Origin of the sequence: Tenacibaculum discolor, from assembly GCF_003664185.1 — a bacterium.
Classification (GTDB): domain Bacteria; phylum Bacteroidota; class Bacteroidia; order Flavobacteriales; family Flavobacteriaceae; genus Polaribacter; species Polaribacter discolor.
Genome location: NZ_RCCS01000007.1, coordinates 45,371 through 70,857, shown reverse-complemented (window position 1 = coordinate 70,857; position 25,487 = coordinate 45,371). Strand labels below are relative to the sequence as shown.

The 25,487-nt window shown below is 30.7% G+C and carries 23 protein-coding genes; 18 read left to right on the top strand and 5 right to left on the bottom strand.

The window, feature by feature from the left end; genetic code table 11:
- Positions 1-124 precede the first annotated feature (124 nt).
- Positions 125-1,123, top strand: a complete 999-nt coding sequence (locus C8N27_RS08730) for a glycosyltransferase family 2 protein (protein WP_121147056.1) — start codon at positions 125-127, stop codon at positions 1,121-1,123.
- On the opposite strand, the gene C8N27_RS08725 is transcribed toward C8N27_RS08730, so the two are convergent.
- From C8N27_RS08725 to C8N27_RS08715, 3 genes are all read right to left on the bottom strand, one after another.
- Positions 1,115-1,783: a hypothetical protein gene (locus C8N27_RS08725; protein ID WP_121147055.1), complete on the bottom strand. Its 669-nt coding sequence runs from the start codon at positions 1,781-1,783 to the stop codon at positions 1,115-1,117. The two genes, C8N27_RS08730 and C8N27_RS08725, sit on opposite strands and share 9 nt — an antisense overlap.
- Positions 1,784-1,869: 86 nt before the next feature.
- Positions 1,870-2,490: an L-threonylcarbamoyladenylate synthase gene (locus C8N27_RS08720; RefSeq protein ID WP_099216508.1), complete on the bottom strand. Its 621-nt coding sequence runs from the start codon at positions 2,488-2,490 to the stop codon at positions 1,870-1,872.
- 3 nt (positions 2,491-2,493) lie between these two features.
- Positions 2,494-2,994, bottom strand: a complete 501-nt coding sequence (locus C8N27_RS08715) for an IS1096 element passenger TnpR family protein (RefSeq protein WP_121147320.1) — start codon at positions 2,992-2,994, stop codon at positions 2,494-2,496.
- A 58-nt stretch (positions 2,995-3,052) separates the two neighbouring features.
- Between C8N27_RS08715 and C8N27_RS08710 the strand changes: the two genes are divergently transcribed.
- Genes C8N27_RS08710 through C8N27_RS08700 form a run of 3 tightly spaced genes read left to right on the top strand, consistent with a single transcriptional unit; the run spans position 3,053 to position 5,356 of the window.
- Positions 3,053-3,469, top strand: a complete 417-nt coding sequence (locus C8N27_RS08710) for a PaaI family thioesterase (protein ID WP_121147054.1) — start codon at positions 3,053-3,055, stop codon at positions 3,467-3,469.
- A gap of 1 nt (position 3,470) precedes the next feature.
- Positions 3,471-4,322 (top strand): alpha/beta fold hydrolase, encoded by an 852-nt coding sequence (locus C8N27_RS08705; protein ID WP_121147053.1) that lies wholly within the window; start codon positions 3,471-3,473, stop codon positions 4,320-4,322.
- Entirely contained in the window at positions 4,319-5,356 is a 1,038-nt protein-coding gene (locus C8N27_RS08700; protein WP_121147052.1) for a chorismate-binding protein, read from the top strand. Before C8N27_RS08705 ends, C8N27_RS08700 begins: the two co-directional genes overlap by 4 nt.
- Positions 5,357-5,738: 382 nt before the next feature.
- Here the strand turns inward: C8N27_RS08700 and C8N27_RS08695 are convergent, their stop codons facing one another.
- The gene (locus C8N27_RS08695) at positions 5,739-6,101 is read right to left on the bottom strand and encodes a PUR family DNA/RNA-binding protein (RefSeq protein ID WP_099216511.1); all 363 of its coding nucleotides are present in this window, start codon (positions 6,099-6,101) and stop codon (positions 5,739-5,741) included.
- An 82-nt stretch (positions 6,102-6,183) separates the two neighbouring features.
- Positions 6,184-7,938, bottom strand: a complete 1,755-nt coding sequence (locus tag C8N27_RS08690) for an ABC transporter ATP-binding protein (RefSeq protein ID WP_099216512.1) — start codon at positions 7,936-7,938, stop codon at positions 6,184-6,186.
- A 155-nt stretch (positions 7,939-8,093) separates the two neighbouring features.
- On the opposite strand from C8N27_RS08690, the gene C8N27_RS08685 reads away from it, so the two are divergent.
- From C8N27_RS08685 to C8N27_RS08620, 14 genes are all read left to right on the top strand, one after another.
- Positions 8,094-9,194, top strand: coding sequence for a Glu/Leu/Phe/Val family dehydrogenase (locus tag C8N27_RS08685; protein ID WP_099216513.1), 1,101 nt, complete (start codon positions 8,094-8,096; stop codon positions 9,192-9,194).
- Between the two features lie 77 nt (positions 9,195-9,271).
- Positions 9,272-10,210, top strand: coding sequence for a transcription antitermination factor NusB (nusB, locus tag C8N27_RS08680; RefSeq protein WP_121147051.1), 939 nt, complete (start codon positions 9,272-9,274; stop codon positions 10,208-10,210).
- 39 nt (positions 10,211-10,249) lie between these two features.
- Positions 10,250-10,717, top strand: a complete 468-nt coding sequence (locus tag C8N27_RS08675) for a DUF1573 domain-containing protein (protein WP_121147050.1) — start codon at positions 10,250-10,252, stop codon at positions 10,715-10,717.
- Positions 10,717-11,037: a preprotein translocase subunit YajC gene (gene yajC / locus C8N27_RS08670; protein WP_099216516.1), complete on the top strand. Its 321-nt coding sequence runs from the start codon at positions 10,717-10,719 to the stop codon at positions 11,035-11,037. Before C8N27_RS08675 ends, yajC begins: the two co-directional genes overlap by 1 nt.
- Before the next feature lie 80 nt (positions 11,038-11,117).
- Complete coding sequence (locus C8N27_RS08665; RefSeq protein ID WP_121147049.1) at positions 11,118-12,047, top strand: YbbR-like domain-containing protein; 930 nt, start codon at positions 11,118-11,120, stop codon at positions 12,045-12,047.
- Between the two features lies 1 nt (position 12,048).
- Entirely contained in the window at positions 12,049-12,639 is a 591-nt protein-coding gene (gene coaE, locus C8N27_RS08660) for a dephospho-CoA kinase (protein ID WP_121147048.1), read from the top strand.
- Positions 12,640-12,748: 109 nt separating this feature from the next.
- Entirely contained in the window at positions 12,749-14,314 is a 1,566-nt protein-coding gene (locus C8N27_RS08655) for a sensor histidine kinase (protein ID WP_099216519.1), read from the top strand.
- Between the two features lie 11 nt (positions 14,315-14,325).
- On the top strand, positions 14,326-15,024 hold the full coding sequence (locus C8N27_RS08650) for a response regulator transcription factor (protein ID WP_099216520.1): 699 nt from the start codon (positions 14,326-14,328) through the stop codon (positions 15,022-15,024).
- Positions 15,025-15,150: 126 nt separating this feature from the next.
- The gene (locus C8N27_RS08645) at positions 15,151-16,047 is read left to right on the top strand and encodes an ABC transporter ATP-binding protein (RefSeq protein WP_121147047.1); all 897 of its coding nucleotides are present in this window, start codon (positions 15,151-15,153) and stop codon (positions 16,045-16,047) included.
- 9 nt (positions 16,048-16,056) lie between these two features.
- A complete protein-coding gene (locus C8N27_RS08640; protein ID WP_121147046.1) occupies positions 16,057-16,905 on the top strand; it encodes an ABC transporter permease in 849 nt (282 codons plus the stop codon).
- A 50-nt stretch (positions 16,906-16,955) separates the two neighbouring features.
- Complete coding sequence (locus C8N27_RS08635; protein ID WP_121147045.1) at positions 16,956-19,802, top strand: T9SS type B sorting domain-containing protein; 2,847 nt, start codon at positions 16,956-16,958, stop codon at positions 19,800-19,802.
- An 87-nt stretch (positions 19,803-19,889) separates the two neighbouring features.
- Positions 19,890-22,595, top strand: coding sequence for an FIDD domain-containing protein (locus C8N27_RS08630; protein ID WP_121147044.1), 2,706 nt, complete (start codon positions 19,890-19,892; stop codon positions 22,593-22,595).
- A 37-nt stretch (positions 22,596-22,632) separates the two neighbouring features.
- Positions 22,633-24,621 carry an excinuclease ABC subunit UvrB gene (gene uvrB / locus C8N27_RS08625; RefSeq protein ID WP_099216526.1) on the top strand — a complete coding sequence of 663 codons (1,989 nt, stop codon included), beginning with the start codon at positions 22,633-22,635 and terminating at the stop codon, positions 24,619-24,621.
- Between the two features lie 78 nt (positions 24,622-24,699).
- Positions 24,700-25,458, top strand: coding sequence for a toxin-antitoxin system YwqK family antitoxin (locus C8N27_RS08620; RefSeq protein WP_121147043.1), 759 nt, complete (start codon positions 24,700-24,702; stop codon positions 25,456-25,458).
- Positions 25,459-25,487 lie beyond the last annotated feature (29 nt).

The window sequence follows — 25,487 nt, the reverse complement described above, 5'->3', positions numbered from 1 at the left end:
GAAATCTCATGAATATGAGTAACACACTTTAAAGAGATTCCTCCCATACAGTCGGAATGACGAAACACAGAATGACTCATGCTTTTTAACACGAGTTTCATTTTTAAACTGTAAATTTGCCGTCTTGAAAACAGCAATCGTCATATTAAACTGGAATGGAAAAAAATTGCTTGAGCAGTTTTTACCTTCTGTCGTGAATTTTAGTTCTGAAGAAGCGGAAGTATATGTCGCTGACAATGCTTCTACGGATGATTCTATTGAATTTATTAAGCAGCATTTTCCTACTGTTAAGATTGTAAAAAATACCGAAAACGGTGGTTATGCAAAAGGTTACAACGACGCATTACAACATATTGATGCTGATGTATATTGTTTGGTAAATTCTGATATTGAAGTTACCAAGAATTGGTTAACTCCTATTATTGATACTTTTAAGAAAGAAGCTAACACTGCGATTATTCAACCAAAGATTTTAGATTTTAAAGATAAATCGAAGTTTGAATATGCTGGTGCTGGTGGTGGCTTTATTGATGCTTTTGGATACCCATATTGTCGTGGTCGTTTGTTTAGCGATTTGGAAACTGATAACGGACAGTTTAACGATACTTCTGAAATTTTTTGGGCATCGGGAGCTTGTTTTTTTATTCGTTCTGAAGTTTTTCATCAACTCAACGGTTTTGATGAAGACTTTTTTGCACATCAAGAAGAAATTGATTTGTGCTGGCGTGCTAAAAACAGTGGACATACTATAAAATACGTTGGAGCTTCAACTGTATATCATGTAGGTGGTGCTACATTGGATACTTTAAACCCTAGAAAAACGTTTTTAAATTTTAGGAATAGTTTACTCAATTTGGTTAAAAACTTACCTTCTACGAAATTGTTTCCAATCATTTTTTCTCGTTTGATCTTAGACGGTTTGGCAAGCCTTAAATTTTTATTAGAAGGAAAACCTAATCATTTGTTTGCTATTTTAAAAGCTCATTTTAGTTTTTATATGCATCTTCCTAAGTTCATAAAAAAGAGAAATGAATCTCCTAAAAAATCGAATTACTACGAACACAAATCTATAGTTTGGCAGTATTACGCTAAAGGAAGGAAAGAATTTACTGAGCTACGTTAATTCTTGCTCATCTTTATAGATATAATATAATAGGAAGAAGACTGCAATTCCGCCGAAAGTATGCCATAGCCAGTGCGTTCCCATAGGTAGTAACTCTACTTTATTATCCAACGTTCTAAATAGTAACGCTATTCCAAACACCATTCCTCCATACATTATATACTTTACGTTTTTCCAATGTGTTTTGTAAGCATACCAAATTAATGGAGTTATTACTGCAAATGCTGTTACTGCATATCCAAACGATGTTCTATATCCAGAAGGTATTGGTAAAAATCTTGGTAAAACGGATACTAAAAGTATAGCTACAATTATTGCTAATCGTTGCCACCATTTCTTTTTAATTTTTCCTATGAAATAAATAATAGCTCCTAAACATACAATCATAATAGGAACCCAATCTAACAACAACCAAAACTCATGACTTCGTGTTCCGTGAAACATGGTACCTCCTATCCAACTGATAAATATTACTGGAATGGCAAACAGAAAAAATGGGTATTGTTTAGGGTTTTGATAGATTCTTCTTCCGAAGTAAATCAGTAGTACTATAAAAATTAAGTTACTAAAGGTATTGAAAGGTTCAACAGGCAATCTGCCTGCTATGGTTTCTTGATATATTGGTCCGCTGTCGTTAGGGAATCTATCCAGTAAAAACATATATCCTTTTTTCTATCTTTACTAAGATAAGAATTGTGTTTTTAAATGGAAAGTGATTTTTTTAAAATCTAAACTAAGCCTTACTGTTACAAAATATCCAAACTTCCTTTTCCTTCACGAAGTACTTCTGGCTCATCTGTTGTTAAATCGATTACCGTAGACGCATGATTATCTCCGTATCCTCCATCAACTACAACATCAACTATATTTTGCCATTTCTCGAAGATTAATTCAGGGTCGGTTGTGTATTCTAATACTTCATCTTCGTCATGTATAGACGTAGATACAATTGGGTTCCCTAAAGCTGCTACAATGGCTCTTGCAATATTATTATCTGGCACACGAATACCTACCGTTTTACGCTTTTTGTAAGCTCTTGGTAGTGAATTACTTCCTGGTAACACAAAAGTATATGGTCCTGGTAGTGCTCTTTTTAAAATTTTATAGGTGGTTGTATCAATTTGTTTGACATAATCTGATAAGTGACTCAAATCGTTACAAACAAACGAAAAATTAGCTTTTTCTGGCTTTACTTTTTTTATTCTCGCTACTTTTTCTAGTGCTTTAGTATTGGTAATATCGCAACCTAAACCATAAACAGTATCGGTTGGATAAATAATCAACCCACCATTTTGTAAAACTTTTACAATTTTTTCAATCTCTTTTGGATTGGGGTTGTCGTTATACAATTTTATAAATTGTGCCATAGCTTAATAATTATCAAAGTCAAAATCATCTAGACTTTCAAAATTATTGAATTCATCATCAATTTCATCGTCTATATTTTTTGAAAGATCTTCTGCTTTAAATTCTTTTTCTGGAGCTTCTTCTGGGATTTCTCCAACAGATAAAATCATTTTTGTTTCAGTTACTGCTTCGTTTGACTGTTCTATCAACTCTACATAAAACGTCCACATTTGTAAGAAATCATACACATAAATTAACTTATCGTGTTGATTTGGTAAGGTTTCTTCTAAAATACATGTTGCCATTGAGATTCCATCACCTGTTTCTGACATATTAAATAGTGGAATTTCTTCTCCTTGATTCCAATCTTCATCGGTACGGTAAAAAGAAGCCATTTCTTGTCCGTTAAAACCAAACGCTTTTGCAATATCAAAGTGTAGGTTTTCTAACGATGTTTTTTCATTTATCAATAGGGTTCTTATTACATCTTCTTTCGTATCTAAAATTACGCGTACTTTATACATTCTATCATTTTTATTCAATGCAAAAATACGTATTTTTGGGTGATAATTTCTAGTAAAAATGAACAAGCAAGAATCTCTTACAATCTTAAACAACTGCAATAAAAACACCTTAATGGAAACTTTAGAAATAGAGTTTGTTGATTTAGGAGATGATTTTATTACAGCAAAGATGCCTGTAACTCCTAAAGTACATCAACCTTATGGAATATTACACGGTGGAGCAACAGCTGCCCTAGCTGAATCGGTAGGTAGTTGTGCTTCTGCTTTTTTCTTAAGAGATTCTTCTAAAATTGTAAAAGGAATTGAGTTAAGCATCAATCATATCAAAAGTAAGCGAGAAGGACATGTTTTTGCTACCGCTAAAGCTATTCATAAAGGTAGAACTACACATTTATGGGAAGTGAGAATTGTTGATGAGGATGATAATTTGATTTCACTTTGTAAGATTACCAATATTGTTTTAGATAAACAGTAGCATGAAATTGTTAAAGAAAATCTTAAAAATTGTTGGAGTTACTCTCTTTGTGCTCTTTCTTATTTTGTATTATTTATTCTGGAATTTTTCTGCTCCAAAATCTGATACAAAAGTACTTGAAAAGTTTTCGGATAGTTCTCACACTCCTATACTCACTCATGAAAACTTTAAAGGGTTTGAGTTTAGGAAACTTTCCATTATAAAAGACACAACTTTACCTACACTCATTTTTGTTCATGGAACCATAGGTTCTTCTACTGATTTCGTAAGATATATGAAAGACAGTGTATTGCTTAGTAAAGTAAACATGATTTCATACGACAGGATTGGTTATAATTATCAAGACAAAAACCCTGTTCAAGAAAGTATTGCTTTTGAACGTGATATGTTAAAGAGTATCTTACAAGACTATAACCCCAACAAAACAATACTAGTAGGCTACTCTTATGGCGGCCCTATTGCTTTGGCTATACAACAAAAGATTCGGAAAGTGATTTTGTTGGCTCCAGCAGTGTATAGCGAAATAGAACCTATGCCATGGTCTTTAAATTTATATAAGTGGAAGCTTACTCGATGGTTGGTTCCACCCATTTGGCAAGAAGCTAGCAAAGAAAAGTTATCTCATAAACAAGATTTACAACTTTTTGAAAACAACTGGAATTCTACTCCTAACAACATAGTAAGCATTCATGGAACCAATGATTGGATTGTTCTTTTTGAAAACTCTTTATTTTTAAAAGAACGGTTTCCTAAAAATCAGTTTGAGTTAATTAGCATTTCTGATGCTGGCCATGGATTTATTTGGAGTAAATTTGACACGATTAAAGAACTTTTAATACAACAACTAGATTGAGTATTTTTTCAAACATAAAAGAAACTTTAGACAAACAATTACCTTTTGTTACGTATAGAAAACCTAACTGTTCTACAATTAAGGGGTGGTTTCAACAGAATAATAACTTAATTACCTCGAAAGATTATAGTGAAAGTGGATTTATTTTTGCTCCGTTTGATAATAAAGAGGATGCTATCTTAATTCCTAAAAATCAATCTACCTACATTGAAGAAGGTACTACTATTAATGGTTCTCTAACTAGCAACACAAATCATAACCCTGATACAACTTCTGAAGAAAATCACATTCAACTGGTTGAAAAAGGAATAGCTGCTATTAAAAACCAGGAGTTTAAAAAAGTGGTGCTATCTAGAAAGGAAAAAGTTGAGTTATCTGACTTTAACCTTATTGAAACATTTCAAAAACTCTTAAACAGCTACCATACTGCTTTTGTATATGTATGGTATCATCCTAAGGTTGGGATGTGGTTAGGAGCTACTCCAGAGACCTTAGTTAGTATTCAAAATAAGAATTTTACTACTATGGCTTTGGCCGGAACACAAGTTTACAATGACACAACTAATGTTACTTGGCAACCAAAAGAGTTAGAAGAACAACAGTTTGTAACTGATTACATCATTGACAGATTATCTGATATATCTTCAGAAATTACTACATCAGGTATAGAAACTATTAAAGCTGGAAAGTTACTTCATTTAAGAACTATACTTAATGGTAAATTAAAAACTAATACTGCTTCATTAATTAAAAGTTTGCATCCTACTCCTGCTGTTTGCGGATTGCCTTTAGAAACATCAAAACAGTTTATTTTAGATAATGAAAGCTACCATAGGAGCTTTTACACGGGTTTTTTAGGAGAGTTAAACATTAACGATAAAGAAAGTAATTTGTTTGTTAATCTTCGTTGTATGGAGGTTTCTAATAAGACTGTAAATATTTATGTTGGTGGAGGAATTACACGCGACAGTAATCCTGTAAAAGAATGGCAAGAAACGGTTGCGAAAACAACTACCATGAAAAAAGTTTTATAAGAAAAACAACTATCTGATAAAATACTTTAGCTCAAACACAACATAACCCATTGAAATTCAGTTTTTTTTATTATATTTAGGAGAACTCAAAAACTAGCTTTCCTATGAAACAAAAATTACTTAGGATTAGCCAGCGTGAAGATAAACTTAATAGTAGAGTAGGTAGAACTTTAACTTATAAGCAGCTGGTTGAATTCGCATCAAAACTACCAAACAAAATAAAATCACTTATGTAAAAAGTAAAAAACCACCAATTGCTGTGCAACAACTGGCGGTTTTTCTAGTGTAAATTGAATTTGAATTGATTTTTTTCTGCACAACATGGCTTCTAAACACAAATTATACATTTGTGTTTAGAGTTATGCAAAACAGTTTCTTCTGCTTAAATATCGTCGAAAGAAACGTCAGTAAAACTTTCTGTTGAAGTTGCTTCTGTTGCTACGTTTTCTTCTTTTTTATAGTCTTTTTGATGACGCTCGCTGATTACTTCAGCTCCTTTTTCGTTTACTATAAAGTCTGTTGCCTTATTCAACATTTCTTTAAAGTCGCTAAAATCTTCTTTATATAAATAAATTTTGTGCTTTTGATAGTGAAAAGAACCATCATCGTGAGTAAACTTCTTACTCTCTGTCACTGTTAAATAATAATCATCTGCCTTTGTAGATCTAACATCAAAAAAATATGTTCTTCTTCCTGCTCTTAAAACCTGTGAAAAGATTTCCTCTTGTTCTACTCTCTCGCTCATAATTCGCTACTTAAAATAATAGTTGTTTACTTAAATTTTCTCAACAAATCTAACAAAATATTTGACTTGACAATACGAAATGCTATATTTCTTTTTCTAAAAGCTGCTGCTCATACAACTCTTTGTAATAACCCTCTTGTTTTACTAATTGATTATGAACACCTTGCTGAATTATCTTTCCGTTATCTAGTACAATTATTTTATCTGCATTTTTTGCTGACGATACCCTATGGCTTATTATTATGGTTGTTTTATCACTAGAAACTCGTTCTAAATTTGATAAAATTCTTTCTTCTGTCTCAGTATCTACTGCTGATAAACAATCATCAAAAATTAAAATCTTAGGGTCTTTTATAATTGCTCTTGCAATAGAAGTTCGTTGCTTCTGTCCTCCAGAAAGCGTAACACCACGTTCTCCTAAAATAGTTTTATAGCCTTGTTTAAAATCGATAATATTATCGTGTATAACAGCATTTTTAGCCGCTTCAATAATTTCTTCTTCAGTAGCATCTTCTTTACCAAATTTTATATTATTTTCAATGGTATCTGAAAATAAAAATGGTTCTTGCGGTACAAAACCTATTTGGTTTCTTATATCATATAAATTACAGGTTTTAATATCTTTTCCATCCATTAACACAGTTCCTCCTGTAGTATCATACAAACGTGAAACTAAATTAATAATAGACGACTTACCACTTCCTGTTTTTCCTAATATTGCTAATGTTTCTCCTTTTTCTACTTTAAAGCTCACATCTTTTAAAGCTGTGATATTTGTGTCTTCATAAGTTAACGAAACATGCTTAAACTCTATTTCTCCTTCTATTACAGTTTCTTCTTCATTTGCATTTTTAATTTCAGGAACTTGTTCTAAAAATTCATTTATTCTTTCTTGAGAAGCTTCTGCCTGCTGTACCATGGAAGTTACCCAACCAACTACAGCTACTGGCCACGTTAAAATATTTACATACATAACAAAAGCACCAATGGCTCCTACTTGAATTTCTCCATTGATATATAATGTACCACCAACATACAAAACGATAATGTTACTAATTCCTATTAATAAAATCATTAATGGAAAAAATAATGCCTGTACTTTATATAAGTTAATGTTTTTGTCTTTGCTTGCATCAGCCAACGTATCAAAATTTTTAATCACAGCACTTTCTATTGCATATGATTTTACCACATTAATTCCAGAGAAAAATTCTTGATTAAAAGTAGTTAATTTTGAAAGGTATTGCTGAACTACTGTACTTCGCTTATTTATTTGCTTGCTCAATACAAAAACTGATATCGATAATACTGGAAAAGGTATCATTGTATACAAAGTAAGTTTTGGTGATATCGCATACATTTGGGTAAATCCAACTGCAAAAGAAACCAACATATTTAATGAATACATAATAGCTGGTCCAAAATACATACGAACCTTAGACACATCTTCACTTATACGGTTCATTAAATCACCTGTTCTATTTTGCTTATAAAAATTAAGTGATAGTCGTTGGTATTGTTGGTAAATCTCATTTTTTAAATCAAACTCTATTAATCGAGACATTACTATAATAGTTTGACGCATTAAAAAAGTAAAAAAACCGCCTAATAAGGTTACTCCTATTATAAGTAAGATGTTCTTGAAAAGGATACTTTTTACTTCAGACATTTCAGTTATTTTCCCTAACTGATAATCTTCTACAACATTTAAAGAGTCTCCAACAAAATCAGGAATTTTTAGCGTTAGTATTTTTGATAATATCGTAATTAAAATTCCTAGTAATAACCTCCATTTGTATTTAACAAAGTACTTGTTTAAGTATTGTAATGCTTTCAATTCTATTCTATTATAAAAATTAAACTTTATAAAGGGGTCCTGTTAAAGATACCTTAATTAAGACCACTTTTTTTGCTTATGTTTTAACGATTTCTTATTTTTGCCCTCGAATTTTTGAGATTGTCCAAATCATCTCAAATTAAAAAATAAAACAAATGACATCAGAAATCATTGATACTAAAGATCTTAAGAATGACCCAGTGTTTGGTCAGTTATCTTTTGACAATCACGAGCAAATCGTTTTTTGCAACGACGAAGATACAGGTTTAAAAGCAATTATCGGTATCCATAACACAACTTTAGGACCTGCTTTAGGAGGTACTAGAATGTGGCAATATAAAAGTGAATGGGAAGCTTTAAACGATGTTTTACGTTTGTCTCGTGGTATGACTTACAAGTCTGCTATTACTGGATTAAACCTTGGTGGTGGTAAAGCAGTTATTATTGGTGATGCTAAAACTCAAAAAAACGACGCTTTAATGCGTAAATTTGGTGAGTTTGTTAATTCTTTAGGTGGAAAATATATTACTGCTGAAGATGTTGGAATGGAAACTCGTGACATGGATATTATCCGTGAAGTTACTCCACACGTAACAGGTGTTTCTGAAAGTATTGGAGGTTCTGGAAACCCTTCTCCTGTAACTGCTTATGGTGTTTATATGGGAATGAAGGCTGCTGCTAAATACAAATTTGGAACTGAGAACTTAGACGGTAAAAAAGTATTAGTTCAAGGTGTTGGTCATGTTGGTGAAACTTTAGTAAAGCATATTACTGATGAAGGAGCACAAGTTATTTTAAATGATATTAATGAAGCTCGTTTAGAAGAGTTAAGTAAAAAATATGGTGCTAACGTGGTGTTAGGTAATGACATTTTTGGATTAGATGTTGATATTTACGCTCCATGTGCTTTAGGTGCTACTATTAATGATGAAAGTATTGCTCAATTAAAAGCTAAAGTTATTGCTGGTGCAGCTAACAACCAATTAGCCAACGAGTTAAAACACGGTACAATGTTAAAAGAAAAAGGAATTGCTTATGCTCCTGATTTCTTAATTAACGCTGGTGGAATTATTAATGTATATGCAGAGGTTGTTGGTTACGATAAAGCAGAAAGCTTAAAAAGAACTGAAAACATTTATAATACTACATTAGAAATTTTCAATTTATCAGAAAAAGAGAATATAACTACACATCAAGCTGCTTTCAATATTGCACAAGCAAGAATTGATGCTCGCAAAAAAGAGCAAAATAGCTAGATAAAAAATAAAAAAGTTTTACTTTTGCAGAGCGTTAGAAATGGTTTCTATCGCTCTTTTTTTTAAAGTTCTTTAGAATGATTAACAGAAGACATATTCGTGTTAAAGTAATGCAATCGGTTTATGCGATGCAACAATCGCATAGCGATGATTTAGTTAAGGAAGAAAAATTCTTAAAACATAGCATTCAAAAAATGTACGATTTGTACGTTTTAAACCTTCAATTATTAGTTGAAGTACAAAAATTAGCTCGTAAGAGAATAGAGCTTTCTAAAAAGAAAATACTAGCTACAAAAGAAGAACTCAACCCTAATACAAAATTTATAGATAATAAACTTTTAAACTCGCTTAACGAAAGTGTAAGTTTAGAGGGGTATGTTGAGCTTAATAAGCTAAATTATTGGGATCTTGATGATGAATACGTAAAAATCTTATTAGATGAATTAAAGAAAAGTGACATCTACAAAAAGTACATGGACACTGTTGAAGATTCTTATAATGTAGATAGAGCTTTTGTTATTGATTTTTTCAGAGAAATAGTAGCTCCTAATGAAAAATTAGCTGATTATTTTGAAGACAAAATGATTTCTTGGGTTGATGATATTCCTTTTGTGAATACTTGGATTCTTAAATCTTTAAACAAACAAAAAGCAAATAAGCCATTTATATTAGGAAGTTTGTATAAAGATAATGATGATAAGGTTTTTGTTTCTGATTTATTTACAAAAACAATGTTACATCAGCATAAATATGAAGAAGACATTAAAGAGAAAACTCCTAACTGGGAAGCTGATAGAATTGCCGATATTGACATGATTATCATCAAGATGGCAATTACAGAGTTTTTACACTTCCCTTCTATTCCAAGCAGAGTTACCATTAATGAATATATTGAATTAGCAAAAGATTATTCAACAAACAAAAGTGGTTACTTTATTAATGGTGTTTTAGATAAATTAGCCAAAGACTATCTAAGTTCAAACAAGATGGTTAAAATTGGTAGAGGTTTATTATAATAAATTAGTATTTTTACAACAAACTAAAAATATTTTAAAATGAAGAAAATAGCAGTAATAGTAGCATTTGTTGTTTCAGCTGGAATGTTAGTTTCTTGCGGACAAGGAAATGCTTCATCAAAAGTTAAAAAAGAAAATGTTGAAAACGCAGAAAAAAGGGATAGCTCTATTGGTTTAGGCTCGCCTGTTATTTCTTTTGACAAAGAAGAGTTTGACTTTGGTACTGTTAACGAAGGAGAGGTTGTTAAAACTACCTTCGTAGTAACAAATACTGGTAAAAGCGATTTAATTATTACGAATGCGCAAGCATCATGTGGATGTACTGTTCCTGTATGGCCAAAAGAAGCTATTGCTCCAGGTGAAACAGGAGATATTAAAGTTAGCTTTAATACTAACGGAAGAGTTAACAAACAATCTAAATCTATCACTTTAACTACCAATACAGAAAAAGGTAGAGAGGTTATTAAGATTTCTGGAATGGTAACTCCTAAAAAGAAGAACTCATAATGTTTACAACCATTTTTTTACAAGCTAGCTCACAAGAAAGTTTAATGAACATGCTTCCTTTTGTGGCAATGATTGCCGTTTTTTATTTTTTAATTATTCGTCCACAAATGAGACGTCAAAAAAAGGAAAAACAATTTCAAACAGAAATTAAAAAAGGAGCTAAAGTAGTTACAACTAGCGGAATTCATGGTAAAATTGTTGAAATTAATGATACTGACAACACTGTTACTATTGAAACAGGAGCTGGTAAAATAAAGTTTGAACGTTCTGCCATTTCTATGGAAATGAGTAAAAAATACATTACTGAAACTAAAAAATAACAGTATACAATTTTATAAAAAAGTGAGCTCATGAGCTCACTTTTTTGTTTTTTACGTAGATTGCATCAATAAATTATTTCTTGAAAACAAAATTTAACATACCTAAAACTTTCTTTGGTTTTTTAACTGCTTCAATATTTTTTTGGCTACTTATTAACCTGTCAAAAGAATATGACACAACCATAGTATATGATGTTGAGTATACGCAATTACCACAACAAAAAACATTAATAGAAACACCTATTAACAATCTTTCTTTAAAACTAAAAAGTAGTGGGTATAATCTACTAGTTGCCAGCATTAACCATAAACCCATTAAACTAAACATTAATAAAGCTTCAAGAAATACTGGTACTAATTATTATTTTTTATCTAAAGATCTAATTTCTGAAGTTCAAGAACAACTAAAATCTAGTATTGAGTTAATTGAAATTAAAGAAGACACTATTCCTTTAAAAATTGGTACTCTTAGTTCTAAAAAAGTTCCTTTAAAACCTAACTTAAACATTTCTTTCCAATTAGGTTATGATCTTTCTAAACCAGTAACTATTGTTCCTGATAGTGTTTTAATTTCCGGTGATGAAACCTATGTTGCTAAAACCGACTTTCTAAACTTAGAAAGTATAACTTTGGAAAACTTATCTAAGAGTACTACTATCTCCTCTCCTATTATTTTTCCTGAAAACGTACAACTTAAATCAAGTCACTCTAAAGCTGAAATTAACATTCATGTTGATAAATTTACCGAAGGTGAAATAGAGGTTCCTGTATTTGTTAAAAATGCTCCTAAAGGAATCAACGTCTTTCCAAAAAAAGTTAGGATTATCTATAAAGTAGGTTTGCAAAATTTTAATGAAGTAACTCCTGATTTATTTAAAGTTGAGTGCGATTACCTACAGTCTAAAGACAAAGACATCAATTATCTTACTCCTAAAATAAAAGATCTTCCAGATATGGTTACATTAGTAAGGGTAGTTCCTAATAAAATTGATTTTTTAATATACGAATAGTATGGTAGTAGGTCTAACAGGTGGTATAGGTAGCGGAAAATCTACCATAGTTAAAATGTTTTCAGAGTTTGAAAATATCGCCATTTATATTGCTGATGATGAAGCAAAAAAATTAATGGTAACATCGCCTAAAATTAAAACTCAATTAATCACCGAATTTGGTGAGCAAGTGTATACTAATAATAAACTAAACAGAGCTTACTTAGCTTCAATCGTTTTTAACAATAAAGAAAAGCTAGCTATTCTTAATGCTATTGTACACCCAGTTGTTAATGAGCATTTACAAAACTTTATAAAAGAAAATAGTAATAAAAACTATATCCTATATGAGAACGCAATTCTTTTTGAAAACGGAAGTGACTCTTTTTGTGATAAAATTATTACAGTTACCGCTCCTGAAAATATAAGAATTGACCGAGTTATTAAAAGAGATAACTCAACAATTGAAAATGTAAAAAATAGAATAAAAAATCAGTGGAACGAAACTAAAAAAACACTTCAATCTAACTACTTAATTGAAAACCTTACACTTACAAACTCAAAAGAACAAGTCTTAAAAATCCACAATTCTTTAACAAAAAAGAGAAGTTAATTTACGCTTTGTTAATCCTTTCTGTTAAAATTATCTTAATTTTATAGTAACTTTGTTAATCTAAGTTAAAAGATTATACGCCTAAATTTTATTAATTTATTTTTGAATAATGGGTAAGAAAATTTTTATTCTCATTGTTGTTTTAATGAGTATTTCTTTAATAGGAATCATCTCTATTCAAGTATATTGGATAAATGATGCTATTAAAAATAAAAAAGAACAATTTAAGAACAACGTAAAAATTGCTTTAGCTCGTACCTCTGAAAATATAAAAGAAAGAGAGTATCTAGAGTTTCAGCAAAATTATAAAGACTATTTTGAAAATGATAAGTTTAGAACTGAAGCTGAAATAACAACTTTTCTTTTTCAACAAGTTGATACAGTAAGCAAAAAAAAGTTTTCTTTTGGTAGTACTATTTTAGAAGAGAGTATTAAAATGCCCAGTGATTTTGTTGATAATGATTCCATCATTATAAAACGTTACTCGGGAAAAGAAGACATTTATTTTTCTCAAATAATAAAATCTGAAAGTAAAGATTTCAAGCCTTTTTTAGATGAAAGCCGCCATTCTTCTTTCAGAATATATAGTACATGGAATGATGAAGTAATGGAACATGCCTTTAGACGAAGTAAAGCTGTGTTTCCTATTAATCAAAGAATAAGCAATAAAGAATTAAGCAATACACTTAAAGAAGAGTTTGCTAAGATGAATATTACACAAGACTTTAAATATGTTGTTTATGAAGATGGCTTAGCAACACAATTAAAGTCTGGATATTTTAACATACAACCGGAAGATATTAACTACCCATTGCTGGAAGATGAAAATGGAAATAGTAAATATAAGTTATATGTTAAATTTCCTAACGAAAAGAAGAATCTACTTTCAGGTATGATGAAAGTACTGATACTTTCCTTATTTTTTATAGGAATTATCATCGCCGCTTTTTCTACATCGTTATATCAACTTATTCGTCAAAAAAAGATCTCTGAAATAAAGACAGACTTCATTAACAATATGACACATGAGTTTAAAACACCTATTGCTACTATCAACCTAGCTTTAGATGCTATTAAAAACCCAAAAATCATATCTGATGAAGAAAAGGTTAAGCGATATGTTCAAATGATTCGCGATGAAAATAAGCGCATGCATGGACAAGTAGAAAATGTATTACGAATTTCAAGATTAGAAAAGAACCAAATTGAAATGAGTAAGGATGCTGTTGATATGCACGACATAATTGAAGAGGCTATTGAACACATTCAACTCTTAACCGATGACAAAAAAGGAAGTGTTACAACTCATTTTGAAGCTATTTCAACAGAAGTTCTTGGAAATCAGTTTCACCTAACAAATGTTGTGGTTAACATGTTAGAAAACGCATTAAAATACTCAGAAAACGCACCAAAAATTGATGTGTTTACTGAAAACACAAATAAATACTTTATTTTTAAGATTAAAGATGAAGGGATAGGAATGAGCAGAAATGCTCAAAAGTATGTGTTCGATAAGTTTTATAGAGAACATAAAGGGAATATACACAATGTAAAAGGTCATGGATTAGGCTTAGCTTATGTAAAAGAAATTATAGACAGCCATCAAGGTACCGTTTACGTTGAAAGTGAGAAAGGTAAAGGAAGCACATTTACAGTTAAATTACCATTAATATAAATTATTAAAAAATGGGGAGTAAAAAAATATTATTAGTAGAAGATGATCCTAATTTTGGAACAGTTCTGAAAGATTATTTAGCATTGAATGATTACAATGTTACACATGCTAAAGATGGAATAGATGGCTTAATTATGTTTAAAAATGCAGAATATGATTTATGCATTCTAGATGTAATGATGCCTCGTAAAGATGGTTTTTCTTTAGCTGAAGACATTCGTGCAACTAACAAAGAAATTCCTATTATCTTCTTAACTGCAAAAACGCTAAAAGAAGATGTTTTAAAAGGATACCAAGTAGGAGCTGATGATTATTTAAATAAACCTTTTGACTCTGAAGTTTTATTACATAAAATCAAAGCTATTTTACAACGTAAAGAAACTGAAAAAACTAACGATAGCGATGAGTTTGAGTTTAAAATTGGAGCTTTTGACTTTAACTCTAAACTACGTCATTTAACTTACAAAGGTGGTGAACCTCAAAAACTATCACCTAAAGAGAGTAAGCTTTTACGAATGTTAGCTATTCATAAAAATGACTTAATGCCTCGTGAATTAGCATTGACAAAAATATGGAGAGACGATAATTATTTTACCTCTCGTAGTATGGATGTTTACATTGCTAAACTTCGTAAATATTTAAAAAGTGATGAAAATGTTGAAATATTAAACATTCACGGTGAAGGGTTTAGACTTATAGACAACAAATAACCCACTCATACATTAAAAAAACATCAAAAGACTTCTTAAACTTAAGAAGTCTTTTCTTTTTTATACATTGTAACAATAATTTGCATCAATCGTCAAATACATATAATCAACAAAAACCAAAATAGCTTGGAAACAATTTTATCAATTCAAAACCTCGATAAAAAATACGGAAAAGTTCATGCCGTAAATAATCTTTCTTTCGATATTCAAAAAGGAACTGTTTATGGAATTTTAGGACCTAACGGAAGTGGAAAGTCTACCACTTTAGGTATTATTTTAAATGTAGTAAATAAAACCTCTGGTAACTTTAGTTGGTTCAATGGAAAATTATCCACCCACGAAGCGTTAAAAAAAGTAGGAGCAATTATAGAGCGTCCTAACTTCTACCCATACATGAGCGCTGTTCAAAACCTACAATTAATTTGTAAAATTAAAGGAGTTTCATACGATAAAATTGAAGAGAAACTAAAAACCGTTAACCTTTATGAGCGTAGAAATAGCAAGTTTAAAACTTACTCTTTAGGAATGAAACAACGTTTGGCCATTGCTTCTGCTCTGCTAAATGATCCTGAAATTCTAATTTTAGATGAGCCTACAAACGGACTAGATCCTCAAGGAATACATGAAATTCGTCAAATAATTAAAGAAATTGCTAAAAATGGAACTACAATTTTATTAGCCTCTCACCTACTCGACGAGGTTGAAAAAGTATGTTCTCATGTAGTAGTAATAAGAAATGGAGTAAAGTTATACAGCGGTAGAGTTGATGAAATGACTGCTTCTAACGGCTTTTTTGAACTTCAAGCAGATAATCAAGAAACACTTAAACAGCTTTTAGAAAATCATTCAGCTATAGGAAATATTAAAGAAGAAAATGGCGTTTTAATAGCTAGTCTAGCTTCAGAATTATCTGCGTCAGAAATCAATACGTTTTTATTTAATAAAGGAGTTTCTCTTTCTCATTTAGTAAAACGTAAACCTAGCTTAGAACAACAATTCTTAGACCTAACCAACAACCAATAAACTTACATCATGTTACGACTTTTAAATATAGAAATTCATAAATTAAAATATAACAGAGCTAGTAAAGTTCTCTCAATTATATACTTCGCTTTATTAACCTCTATTGCTTTAATTGCAGCAATAAAGTTTGATATTGGTCCCATTAAGTTTCATTTAGCTGAACAAGGAATTTTCAATTTTCCATATATATGGCACTTTAACACCTACATGGCAGCTATTTTTAAATTTTTCTTACTATTAGTTATCGTTTCTATGATGGCTAACGAGTATAGTTACAAAACTTTAAAACAAAACTTAATTGATGGTCTAAGTAAAAAAGAGTTTATCCTTTCAAAGTTTTATACAGTTATAGCTTTTGCTCTTATTTCTACCATTTTTGTTTTTATAGTATCATTAATTCTTGGAGCAATCTATTCTGATTTTAATGAAATTGCAATTATATTTTCTGACTTAGATTATTTATTTGCTTTTTTCATTAAGCTTTTAGGTTTTTTCTCTTTTGGATTATTCCTAGGAGTTTTAATTAAACGATCTGCCTTTGCTGTAGCTGCTATGATTGTTTGGTTAATTATTGAAAGTTTAATTAAAGGGTATTTATACTGGACATTTAGAAACGTAAAGACAGGTATTGATGAAGCTGTAAACTCAATCATGCAATTTTTCCCTCTAGAATCAATGGCTAATTTAATTAAAGAACCATTTACACGATTAGGAGCTGTTAAATCTGTTGCTAACCAAATAGGAGAAAACTTTACAAAAGACTATTCAGTTAGCCTCTTCAACATAGCAATCGTATTAATTTGGATAGCTATTTTTATTTATTCATCATATGCTTTGTTAAAAAAACGAGATTTGTAGAGGGTTTTATGTAGTTTAGTTGTTTTATTTGTATAAATAATTTCATTTGAATGAAGAAACTACTACTAACGTTTTTTATCACAGCTTCTATATCTCTATATAGTCAAAAAGAAGCTAATGTTTGGTATTTTGGGAACAATGCAGGATTAGACTTTAACTCAAGTAATCCGGTAGCTTTAAATGACGGTTTATTGAGAACCGATGAAGGCTGTTCTTCTATTTCTGACGAAAATGGTAATCTTTTGTTTTATTCAGACGGTATTAATGTTTGGACTAAAAACCATGAACTAATGCGTTACTCTAACGGTAGTTTTGCTAATAATCTAGAGGGGAACCCATCAAGCTCACAATCTGGTTTAATTGTTCCGAACCCAGAAGATAAAAACCTTTACTACATTTTTACAGTAGGTACAGATTTTATTGGTAATCTCCCTTACCCCAACAATCCAGGATTTAAGTTTTACACCATCGACATTTCTAAAGGAAATGGAGGTGAAATTATTTCTGGACCTATTAACCTGTCTAATGGACGAGATAGAGAATGGTCTGAAAAAGTAACAGCTGTTCAAGGAAAAGATTGTAAAGAAATATGGATTTTATCTATAGTACAAGATACTTTTTATGCTTATAAGATTGATATAAACGGAGTAGACTTTACAAACCCTGTTACCTCATCTTCATTTTATTTTTTAAGAGATAAAAGAGGGTATTTAAAAGTATCTCCTGATGGAACAAAAATAGCGTTAGCTGACTTTACAAATGACGGAACTGGAAGACTAGTGTTGTATGATTTTAATAACGATACAGGTGAAGTAGCTTCTAAAGGACTAATTCTTACAAACGGTCCAACTGATGGTTCCCCTTATGGTGTTGAATTCTCTCAAGAATCTACAAAACTATATGCTTCTTTATATCATGAAAACAGTAACTCTTTCAGAGTTTTTCAATATAATTTATTAGATGCTAACATTACACAAACTAAAACCCAAATCCATCAAGAACAAGGTTATAGAGGTGCTTTACAATTAGCTCCAAACGGAAAAATATATGCTTCTATTCCAGATAGAAATTATTTAGGTGCTATAGAGAATCCAGAAGACAACGCTGCTAATATTCAATTTACTTCAAATGCTATAGACTTAAAAGGAGCCTTATCTTCACAAGGGCTACCACCTTTTATTCAATCTTTTTTTGCTCCTGTAAAGTTAATCGACTTGAGTTCTAACGAAGTCTTAAACAATACTAATCAAGTTTTTTGTATTGGGGAAACTTATAATATAGTACCAGAAAAGAACAACCCTAACGACACATATACTTGGTTTAAAGATGGAAAAGTAATAGCAAATACTAGGGCTCTAACAGTTGATAATACTAATTATGGTAGTGGTTTATATGAAATACAAATAGAATCTAACTCTTATTGTAAAAAAACATTTACTGGTAAAGTCCAAATAACATTTGAACCAAAACCAACAATTAATACAATTCAGCCTTACATACAATGTGACTTTGATAATAATCATCATGACGGATACACTGCCTTTAACCTTGAACTTTTAGAAGCTTCTTTGATTGATGATTCTTCTAATGTTTCAATAGATTTTTTTGAAACTTCAGATATTAATTTCACAAGACCTTTAAATAAGAGTAATTACATCAATTCGGTAGCCACTAATCACTCATTAACTGTTAAAGTAACTAACAATACTACTAAGTGTTATCAAACTCAAATTATCGAATTACAAGTAAACCCAACTGGATTAAATATTTACTCTGATGAACATATTAGTGAATTAGACCAAAACGCATCAAATCCTGATGCCAAATTTAGTATAGGTACCGATAATAGCTTTTTTGATTTTTCCTTGAAAACTCAAAAAATAATCAATAATTCTGGAGGTTCATTATCTGAAGTTACTCACGATTTTCAATATTACAGAACTGCAGAAGATGCAACCTTACAAATAAACCAAATTCTTCCCCCTTATGAAGATGATTTATTTACTAATAATTCAGATGTCTATGTAAGAATTTCAAATAAGGGTGTCACATCTTGTGAAAAAATTGGTAATTTTAAAATACTTGTAGAAAAATTACCTATTCCTCAAGGAAATCTGAATGACATTATTTTATGTATTGATAACCCAAGGTTAAATCCTAAACCCCATACAGTTGCATTAAATGCCGATACAGGAAATGCTACGGACACTTACAAATGGTATCTAAACGGAAGTTTAATTTCAGGTAAAAACTCTTCAATTCTAAACGCAAGCTCTGCTGGTGAATATAAAGTTGAAGCTTATAGAACTCATCCAAATATCAGTTCCCCTTTTATGGGATATAATACATTTTTTGTTAAAGAGTCTAACCAAGCGTTGATTGTAAATATTAAATCAGTAGACGATCAAGATAATCCAGACAGTAATAAGATTGAAATTACTGTTGATGGATTAGGAGACTATGAATACGCTTTAAATAGTACAAATCTCAGTGATTTTAGTAAGGGTAATGAGAACCTTACATACACTTTTACTAATATTCCACCTGGACTAAACTCAATTTCTATTAGAGACAGAAATGGATGTGGAGTTACTACATCTAACAAAATTTCAACTATCTATTTTCAACGTCATTTTACCCCTAATGGAGATGGACATTTTGACAAATGGAAAGTTTTAGGAGTTGATAATGACTATTATGATGTTGTTAAAGTCCAAATTTTTAATCGCTTCGGAAAATTGATTAGTGAAATTACTGACAAAAACCACCTTGGTTGGGATGGTGTATACAATGGCACTACCCTACCTACCAATGATTATTGGTATAATGCTGAATTAATAGATAAAAATGGAAAAACTCGAAAAAAAACAGGGTATTTTTCTTTGTTGAGAAAATAACATTTAGGAAATTGAAAAGCAGTTTTTAATGAAAATAAAAAATCATTACTTTTTTGTAAATTAGCTTTTTATTAAAATTAACTAGCTATGAATAAATTAATAACTTTATTTTTATTATTTGTCTCTGTTTTATGTTTTTCTCAAAGAGAAACTGATAATTGGTATTTTGGTAATAAAGCTAGTTTAAAGTTTGATAAAAATAAAATAAATATCACAAACAATAGTTTAATGAATACACCTGCTGGTTGTTCTTCTATCTCTGATTCAAATGGCAACTTATTGTTTTACTCTAATGGAGAAAAAGTTTGGAATAAAAATCATCAAATTATGATAAATGGAGAAGGTTTAGCTGGAGAGACAACTAATACTCAATCTATTTTAATAATACCTAAACCCAGTGATAAAAAGACATATTATATTATAACAACTCGTAAAGAAATATCTTATGAATTATCCTTAGTACAAGGAGTATACTATTCGGAAGTTACTTTTTCAGATAAATATCCATTAGGAAAAATATCTACTAAAAATAAGCTACTAAGATATACAGCTTCAGAAAAAATCTCAGCAGTTCATCATTTCAATGGAAAAGATATCTGGCTTATTACTTTCGGTGGTGAAAATCCACTTCCTGAATTTCCCGTAAACACATTTATGTGTTATAAGATTGATAGTAATGGTATTAACCCCACACCTATTATATCTAAACAAAAAGAAACATTTATTACTGAAGGAAGCTTAAAAGTTTCTCCCAATGGTAAATACATTGCTCTTGCAGATTATGATGTAGCTATTTCTCTTTATAATTTTAATAATAAAAATGCTGAAATTTTATTTAACAGGAAAATAATAACTTCTTTTACTTTTCCTAATATTTCTAGACCGTATGGAATAGACTTTGCTCAAAATTCTAAAATATTATATTTTTCTTGTGACATAGGTCATAAAAGCTATATCTATCAATACATATTTGAAAAAGAAGACGGCTCTTTTTCAAACTTAAAAACTCGTTTATTTGAATCTTCAAAGTATAGGTTTTTTTCTCTTCAATTAGCTAGTAACGGAAATATATATATATCTAAAGCAAAAATAAATGATCAACAATTAGAGTATACAAATCAGTTAAGTGAAATTAGATTTCCAGAAAGAATGGCTTCAAAAGCAGTTTTTATTGAAAATTCTATTGATTTAGATAAAAGTAAATCTTTAAAAGGATTACCCAACTTTATCCAATCTTTCTTTAGAAATAGAATAATTACTAAAGAAAACCAATGTCTTTTTGATACATTCACTTTTTCTCTTGACTCCTATGCTCCTATAAATAGTGTAGTTTGGGATTTTGGAGATGGAAATACTAGTAGTGATATAGCGCCCGAACATGCATATACTGCCACAGGAGAATATACAGTATCTGCTATAATCAATATTAATAACCAGAATATTCCACTCTATAAAAAAATTACTGTTTACCCACTACCAAATTTGACTCCTAATCAAGAAATCATTCAGTGTGATAACAACAATGATGGTAGTAGTTTATTTAACTTGAATAATATTGCTAATGAAATCTCAACTGATACTACACTCACCTATAAATTTTACAAAAATTTATCTGACGCTGAAAATAATACAAATGAAATTTTAGATCCTGAAAACTTTTACAATGAAAGTAACCCACAGGTTATTTATACAAAAGCAACGAGTGTAAAAGGGTGCTTTGAAATTGAAAGCTTCACTATTGAAACTTTATTTAAACCTTCCCTTAATATCTCTCCTATTACAACTTGTGAGGATACTAAAAACTCTGTTAATAGTGGATATGGATTTTTTGACCTAAATAAAAAAAAGGACGAACTTATTAATGACTTTAATCTTTCTACATCAGACAAATTAACTTTTTATCCGACTTATAAAGATGCTCAAAAGTCTACTAACAAGCTACCCAAAATTTTCAATTCCTCTACCACAACTATCTGGTTAAAAATAGAGAATAAAAATGGTTGTTCTGGAATATCCCCTATCGATTTGATAGTAAATTCTCCTCGAATTAACTTAAAAAACAACTATACTATTTGTGTTAGCCCTTCCGACCATCCCCCTGTTATATTAACGGCTGATTCTTCTAATAATCGTTTCGAATGGAAAGATGAAAACAACTCTATAGTTAGTACAAACAGTAACTTTCCATTAACTAGAGCTGGTGAATTTTCTTTAACAGTTTACAAAACAGTAAATGGTATAGAATGTTCAAACTCTAAAAATTTTACAGTTAACTATCCTCCACCTCCAGAGATTTTAAATGTTGAAGTAAATGTTCAAAGCGAAACCGACAACAGTGTTTATATTAGTATTGATGGAGATAGTAGCTATGAATTTTCTTTAGATGGTACTACTTATGTTGGAAATGGAACTTCTCACTCTTTTAACAATGTACAACCGGGAATTGCCACTATTTATATAAGAGATATTAATAAATGTGAAAGCCCTACTAAAGCCTCAGCTAGTATAATTGGCTACCCTAAGTTTTTAACTCCCAATGCTGATGGGTTTAACGATTATTGGAAAGTTTATGGGGTAAGTTCTAATTTCTTCAAAGAAATAGATATCAAAATTTTTAATCGCTTTGGTAAAGTTCTATATGTCATAAACGATAATAATTCAGAATTTGGTTGGGATGGAACTTATAACAACATTAAACTCCCTTCTAACGACTACTGGTTCCATGCCAAATTAAAAGATCTTAACGATAATGTAATAGATAAAAAAGGGCATTTTACACTCAAAAGAAATTAAAATTCATCACATAGATAACTATCCGTATTTTTGTTGAATGAACTTTGAATTACACTCAGAATTTAAACCTACAGGAGATCAACCACAGGCAATTAAACAATTAGCTAACGGAATTTTAGCCGACGAAAGATATCAAACACTTTTAGGTGTTACAGGGTCTGGTAAAACTTTTTCAGTAGCCAATGTTGTTGCTGAAGTCAATCGTCCAACATTAGTATTGGCTCATAACAAAACCTTAGCTGCCCAATTATATTCTGAATTCAAGCAGTTCTTTCCAAACAATGCTGTAGAGTATTTCGTTTCATATTATGATTACTACCAACCAGAAGCTTATATTCCTGTAACAGGAACCTATATTGAAAAAGACTTATCCATCAATGATGAAATAGAACGCTTACGAATTAGCACCTCTTCTTCCCTACTTTCAGGACGTCGAGATGTGCTAGTAGTAGCCTCGGTATCTTGTTTGTATGGTATTGGAAATCCGACTGAATTCAAAAAGAATGTCATCACTATTGAAGTTGATCAACAAATTTCTCGTACCAAATTTTTACATAGGTTAGTAACAAGTTTATATGCACGTACTGAAGTTGAAGTAAAAAGCGGAACGTTTAAAGTAAAAGGTGACGTCGTTACAATTTATCCTTCCTATGGTGAAAACGGTTATCGAATTCACTTTTTTGGAGATGAAATAGAAGAAATAGAAACCTTCGATATTGAAACCAACGAAGTTCTTACGCGATTAGACAAGCTGAATATTTATCCTGCTAACCTATTCGTAACCTCTCCAGATATACTACAAAACGCCATTCATCAAATTCAGGAGGATATGGTAAAACAGGTAGATTATTTTAAAGAAATAGGAAAACATTTAGAAGCAAAACGTTTACAAGAGCGCACTGAGTTTGATTTAGAAATGATTCGTGAGTTAGGCTATTGTTCTGGAATTGAAAATTATTCTCGTTACTTAGACGGAAGAGAAGCAGGTACCCGTCCTTTCTGTTTGTTAGATTATTTTCCTGATGACTACTTGATGGTGATTGATGAAAGTCATGTTACTGTACCACAAGTTCACGCGATGTATGGCGGAGATAGAAGTCGAAAAGAAAACTTGGTAGAATACGGATTCCGTTTACCTGCTGCAATGGATAACCGTCCATTAAAGTTTGAAGAGTTCGAAGCTTTACAAAACCAAGTAATCTACGTTTCTGCAACACCAGCAGATTATGAATTACAAAAAACCGAAGGTTTATTTGTAGAACAAGTTATTAGACCAACAGGACTATTAGATCCTGAAATTGAAATCCGCCCGAGTTTAAATCAAATAGATGATTTAATTGAAGAAATTCAAGTGCGTGTAGAAAAAGATGAACGTACTTTGGTTACCACCTTAACAAAGCGTATGGCTGAGGAATTAGCTAAATACTTAACTAGAATTCAAGTACGTTGCCGTTATATACACTCTGATGTAGACACCTTAGAACGTGTAGAAATTATGCAGGATCTACGTAAAGGTTTATTTGATGTGTTAATTGGAGTAAATCTACTTCGTGAAGGGTTAGACTTACCAGAAGTTTCCTTAGTTGCTATTTTAGATGCCGATAAAGAAGGTTTTTTACGTTCACATCGTTCGTTAACACAAACCGTGGGACGTGCTGCACGTAACGTAAATGGTAAAGCAATTATGTATGCGGATAAAATTACCAATAGCATGCAACTCACTATTGACGAGACCAATCGTAGACGTGAAAAGCAAATTAATTACAATACAGCTCACGGAATTACTCCAACTCAAATCAATAAAAAGATAGATAATACTTTATCTAAAAATGCGATTACCTCATATCATTATGATAATGTGGCACAAAAAGCTGCTGAACAAGAGTTGGAATACCTACCTAAACAAGAAATAGAAAAACGTATTCGCACTAAACGCAAGCAAATGGAAGAAGCTGCCAAAGCTTTAGACTTTTTAGTAGCAGCACAATTACGAGATGAAATTGAGGTTTTGAAAGGAAAATTGTAGGCTCTTTCTTCATAAAACTCTATTCTTAATAAAAGCATTTAAGTGATATTAATTAACTTCTTCAATAAATATATAACCATGAAAAAAACTATTATCTTATTTTTAATATTAACAAGTACATCTATATTTTCACAAAAGACAAAAAAAGTTAAAGAAAATGCTGGCTTTGGAAAAGCTAAGTTTCATGTTTTATTATCTGATGGGATAACAAAGCATGGGGACTATAAGATAACATCATATACACCTCCATTCAGAAATTTAACCAAAGGACAATATATAAATGGAAAACGAGAAGGCCTATGGGTTGAAAAATATGATAAGTCTGGAAATAAAATTAGAGTTCAAGGTAATTACAAAAATAATCAAAGGATAGGTATATGGAAATTTTATAATGCAAAAGGAGATATAATTCATGAATTCGATTATGATAAGAATATTTTTATCAAAAATTCTGAATGTGGTAGCATTAGAGAATTCGAAGTTGTTGTTAATAGTGAAATCAAAGTCATGAAATTATCATGTCCACCCACAAGAATAGGAGGTCTTTATAATTTTGTTAAAGGTTTGTATAATGAAATCACTTTTAAAGCTCCTTTCGACATAAATGATAAGGGACGCACTAAAATTAATATAGAAGAAAAAGTTACTTTTTGGGTTAATAAAGAAGGAGAAGTTCAAGACATCAATTATTCAGCAGAAAATGAAAATGAAGGTTTAACTAAAATTATATACGACTATATAGAGAAAAATAAAACTAATTGGTTTAGTGGACGTATCAATGATGAAAAATTAACAACAAAGATAAATATCCCTATCAGAATAAATATGATGTTTTAAAAGAGCACAGCACTTTACATAAAGTATTT

What these genes read in the sequence shown, in the direction of transcription:
- C8N27_RS08725 (WP_121147055.1), bottom strand. Translation starts at nt 1,783, where the DNA reads ATGTTTTTACTGGATAGATTCCCTAACGACAGCGGACCAATATATCAA.
- C8N27_RS08720 (WP_099216508.1), bottom strand. Translation starts at nt 2,490, where the DNA reads ATGGCACAATTTATAAAATTGTATAACGACAACCCCAATCCAAAAGAG.
- C8N27_RS08715 (WP_121147320.1), bottom strand. Translation starts at nt 2,994, where the DNA reads ATGTATAAAGTACGCGTAATTTTAGATACGAAAGAAGATGTAATAAGA.
- C8N27_RS08710 (WP_121147054.1), top strand. Translation starts at nt 3,053, where the DNA reads ATGAACAAGCAAGAATCTCTTACAATCTTAAACAACTGCAATAAAAAC.
- C8N27_RS08705 (WP_121147053.1), top strand. Translation starts at nt 3,471, where the DNA reads ATGAAATTGTTAAAGAAAATCTTAAAAATTGTTGGAGTTACTCTCTTT.
- C8N27_RS08695 (WP_099216511.1), bottom strand. Translation starts at nt 6,101, where the DNA reads ATGAGCGAGAGAGTAGAACAAGAGGAAATCTTTTCACAGGTTTTAAGA.
- C8N27_RS08685 (WP_099216513.1), top strand. Translation starts at nt 8,094, where the DNA reads ATGACATCAGAAATCATTGATACTAAAGATCTTAAGAATGACCCAGTG.
- nusB (WP_121147051.1), top strand. Translation starts at nt 9,272, where the DNA reads ATGATTAACAGAAGACATATTCGTGTTAAAGTAATGCAATCGGTTTAT.
- C8N27_RS08675 (WP_121147050.1), top strand. Translation starts at nt 10,250, where the DNA reads ATGAAGAAAATAGCAGTAATAGTAGCATTTGTTGTTTCAGCTGGAATG.
- yajC (WP_099216516.1), top strand. Translation starts at nt 10,717, where the DNA reads ATGTTTACAACCATTTTTTTACAAGCTAGCTCACAAGAAAGTTTAATG.
- coaE (WP_121147048.1), top strand. Translation starts at nt 12,049, where the DNA reads ATGGTAGTAGGTCTAACAGGTGGTATAGGTAGCGGAAAATCTACCATA.
- C8N27_RS08655 (WP_099216519.1), top strand. Translation starts at nt 12,749, where the DNA reads ATGGGTAAGAAAATTTTTATTCTCATTGTTGTTTTAATGAGTATTTCT.
- C8N27_RS08650 (WP_099216520.1), top strand. Translation starts at nt 14,326, where the DNA reads ATGGGGAGTAAAAAAATATTATTAGTAGAAGATGATCCTAATTTTGGA.
- C8N27_RS08640 (WP_121147046.1), top strand. Translation starts at nt 16,057, where the DNA reads ATGTTACGACTTTTAAATATAGAAATTCATAAATTAAAATATAACAGA.
- C8N27_RS08635 (WP_121147045.1), top strand. Translation starts at nt 16,956, where the DNA reads ATGAAGAAACTACTACTAACGTTTTTTATCACAGCTTCTATATCTCTA.
- C8N27_RS08630 (WP_121147044.1), top strand. Translation starts at nt 19,890, where the DNA reads ATGAATAAATTAATAACTTTATTTTTATTATTTGTCTCTGTTTTATGT.
- uvrB (WP_099216526.1), top strand. Translation starts at nt 22,633, where the DNA reads ATGAACTTTGAATTACACTCAGAATTTAAACCTACAGGAGATCAACCA.
- C8N27_RS08620 (WP_121147043.1), top strand. Translation starts at nt 24,700, where the DNA reads ATGAAAAAAACTATTATCTTATTTTTAATATTAACAAGTACATCTATA.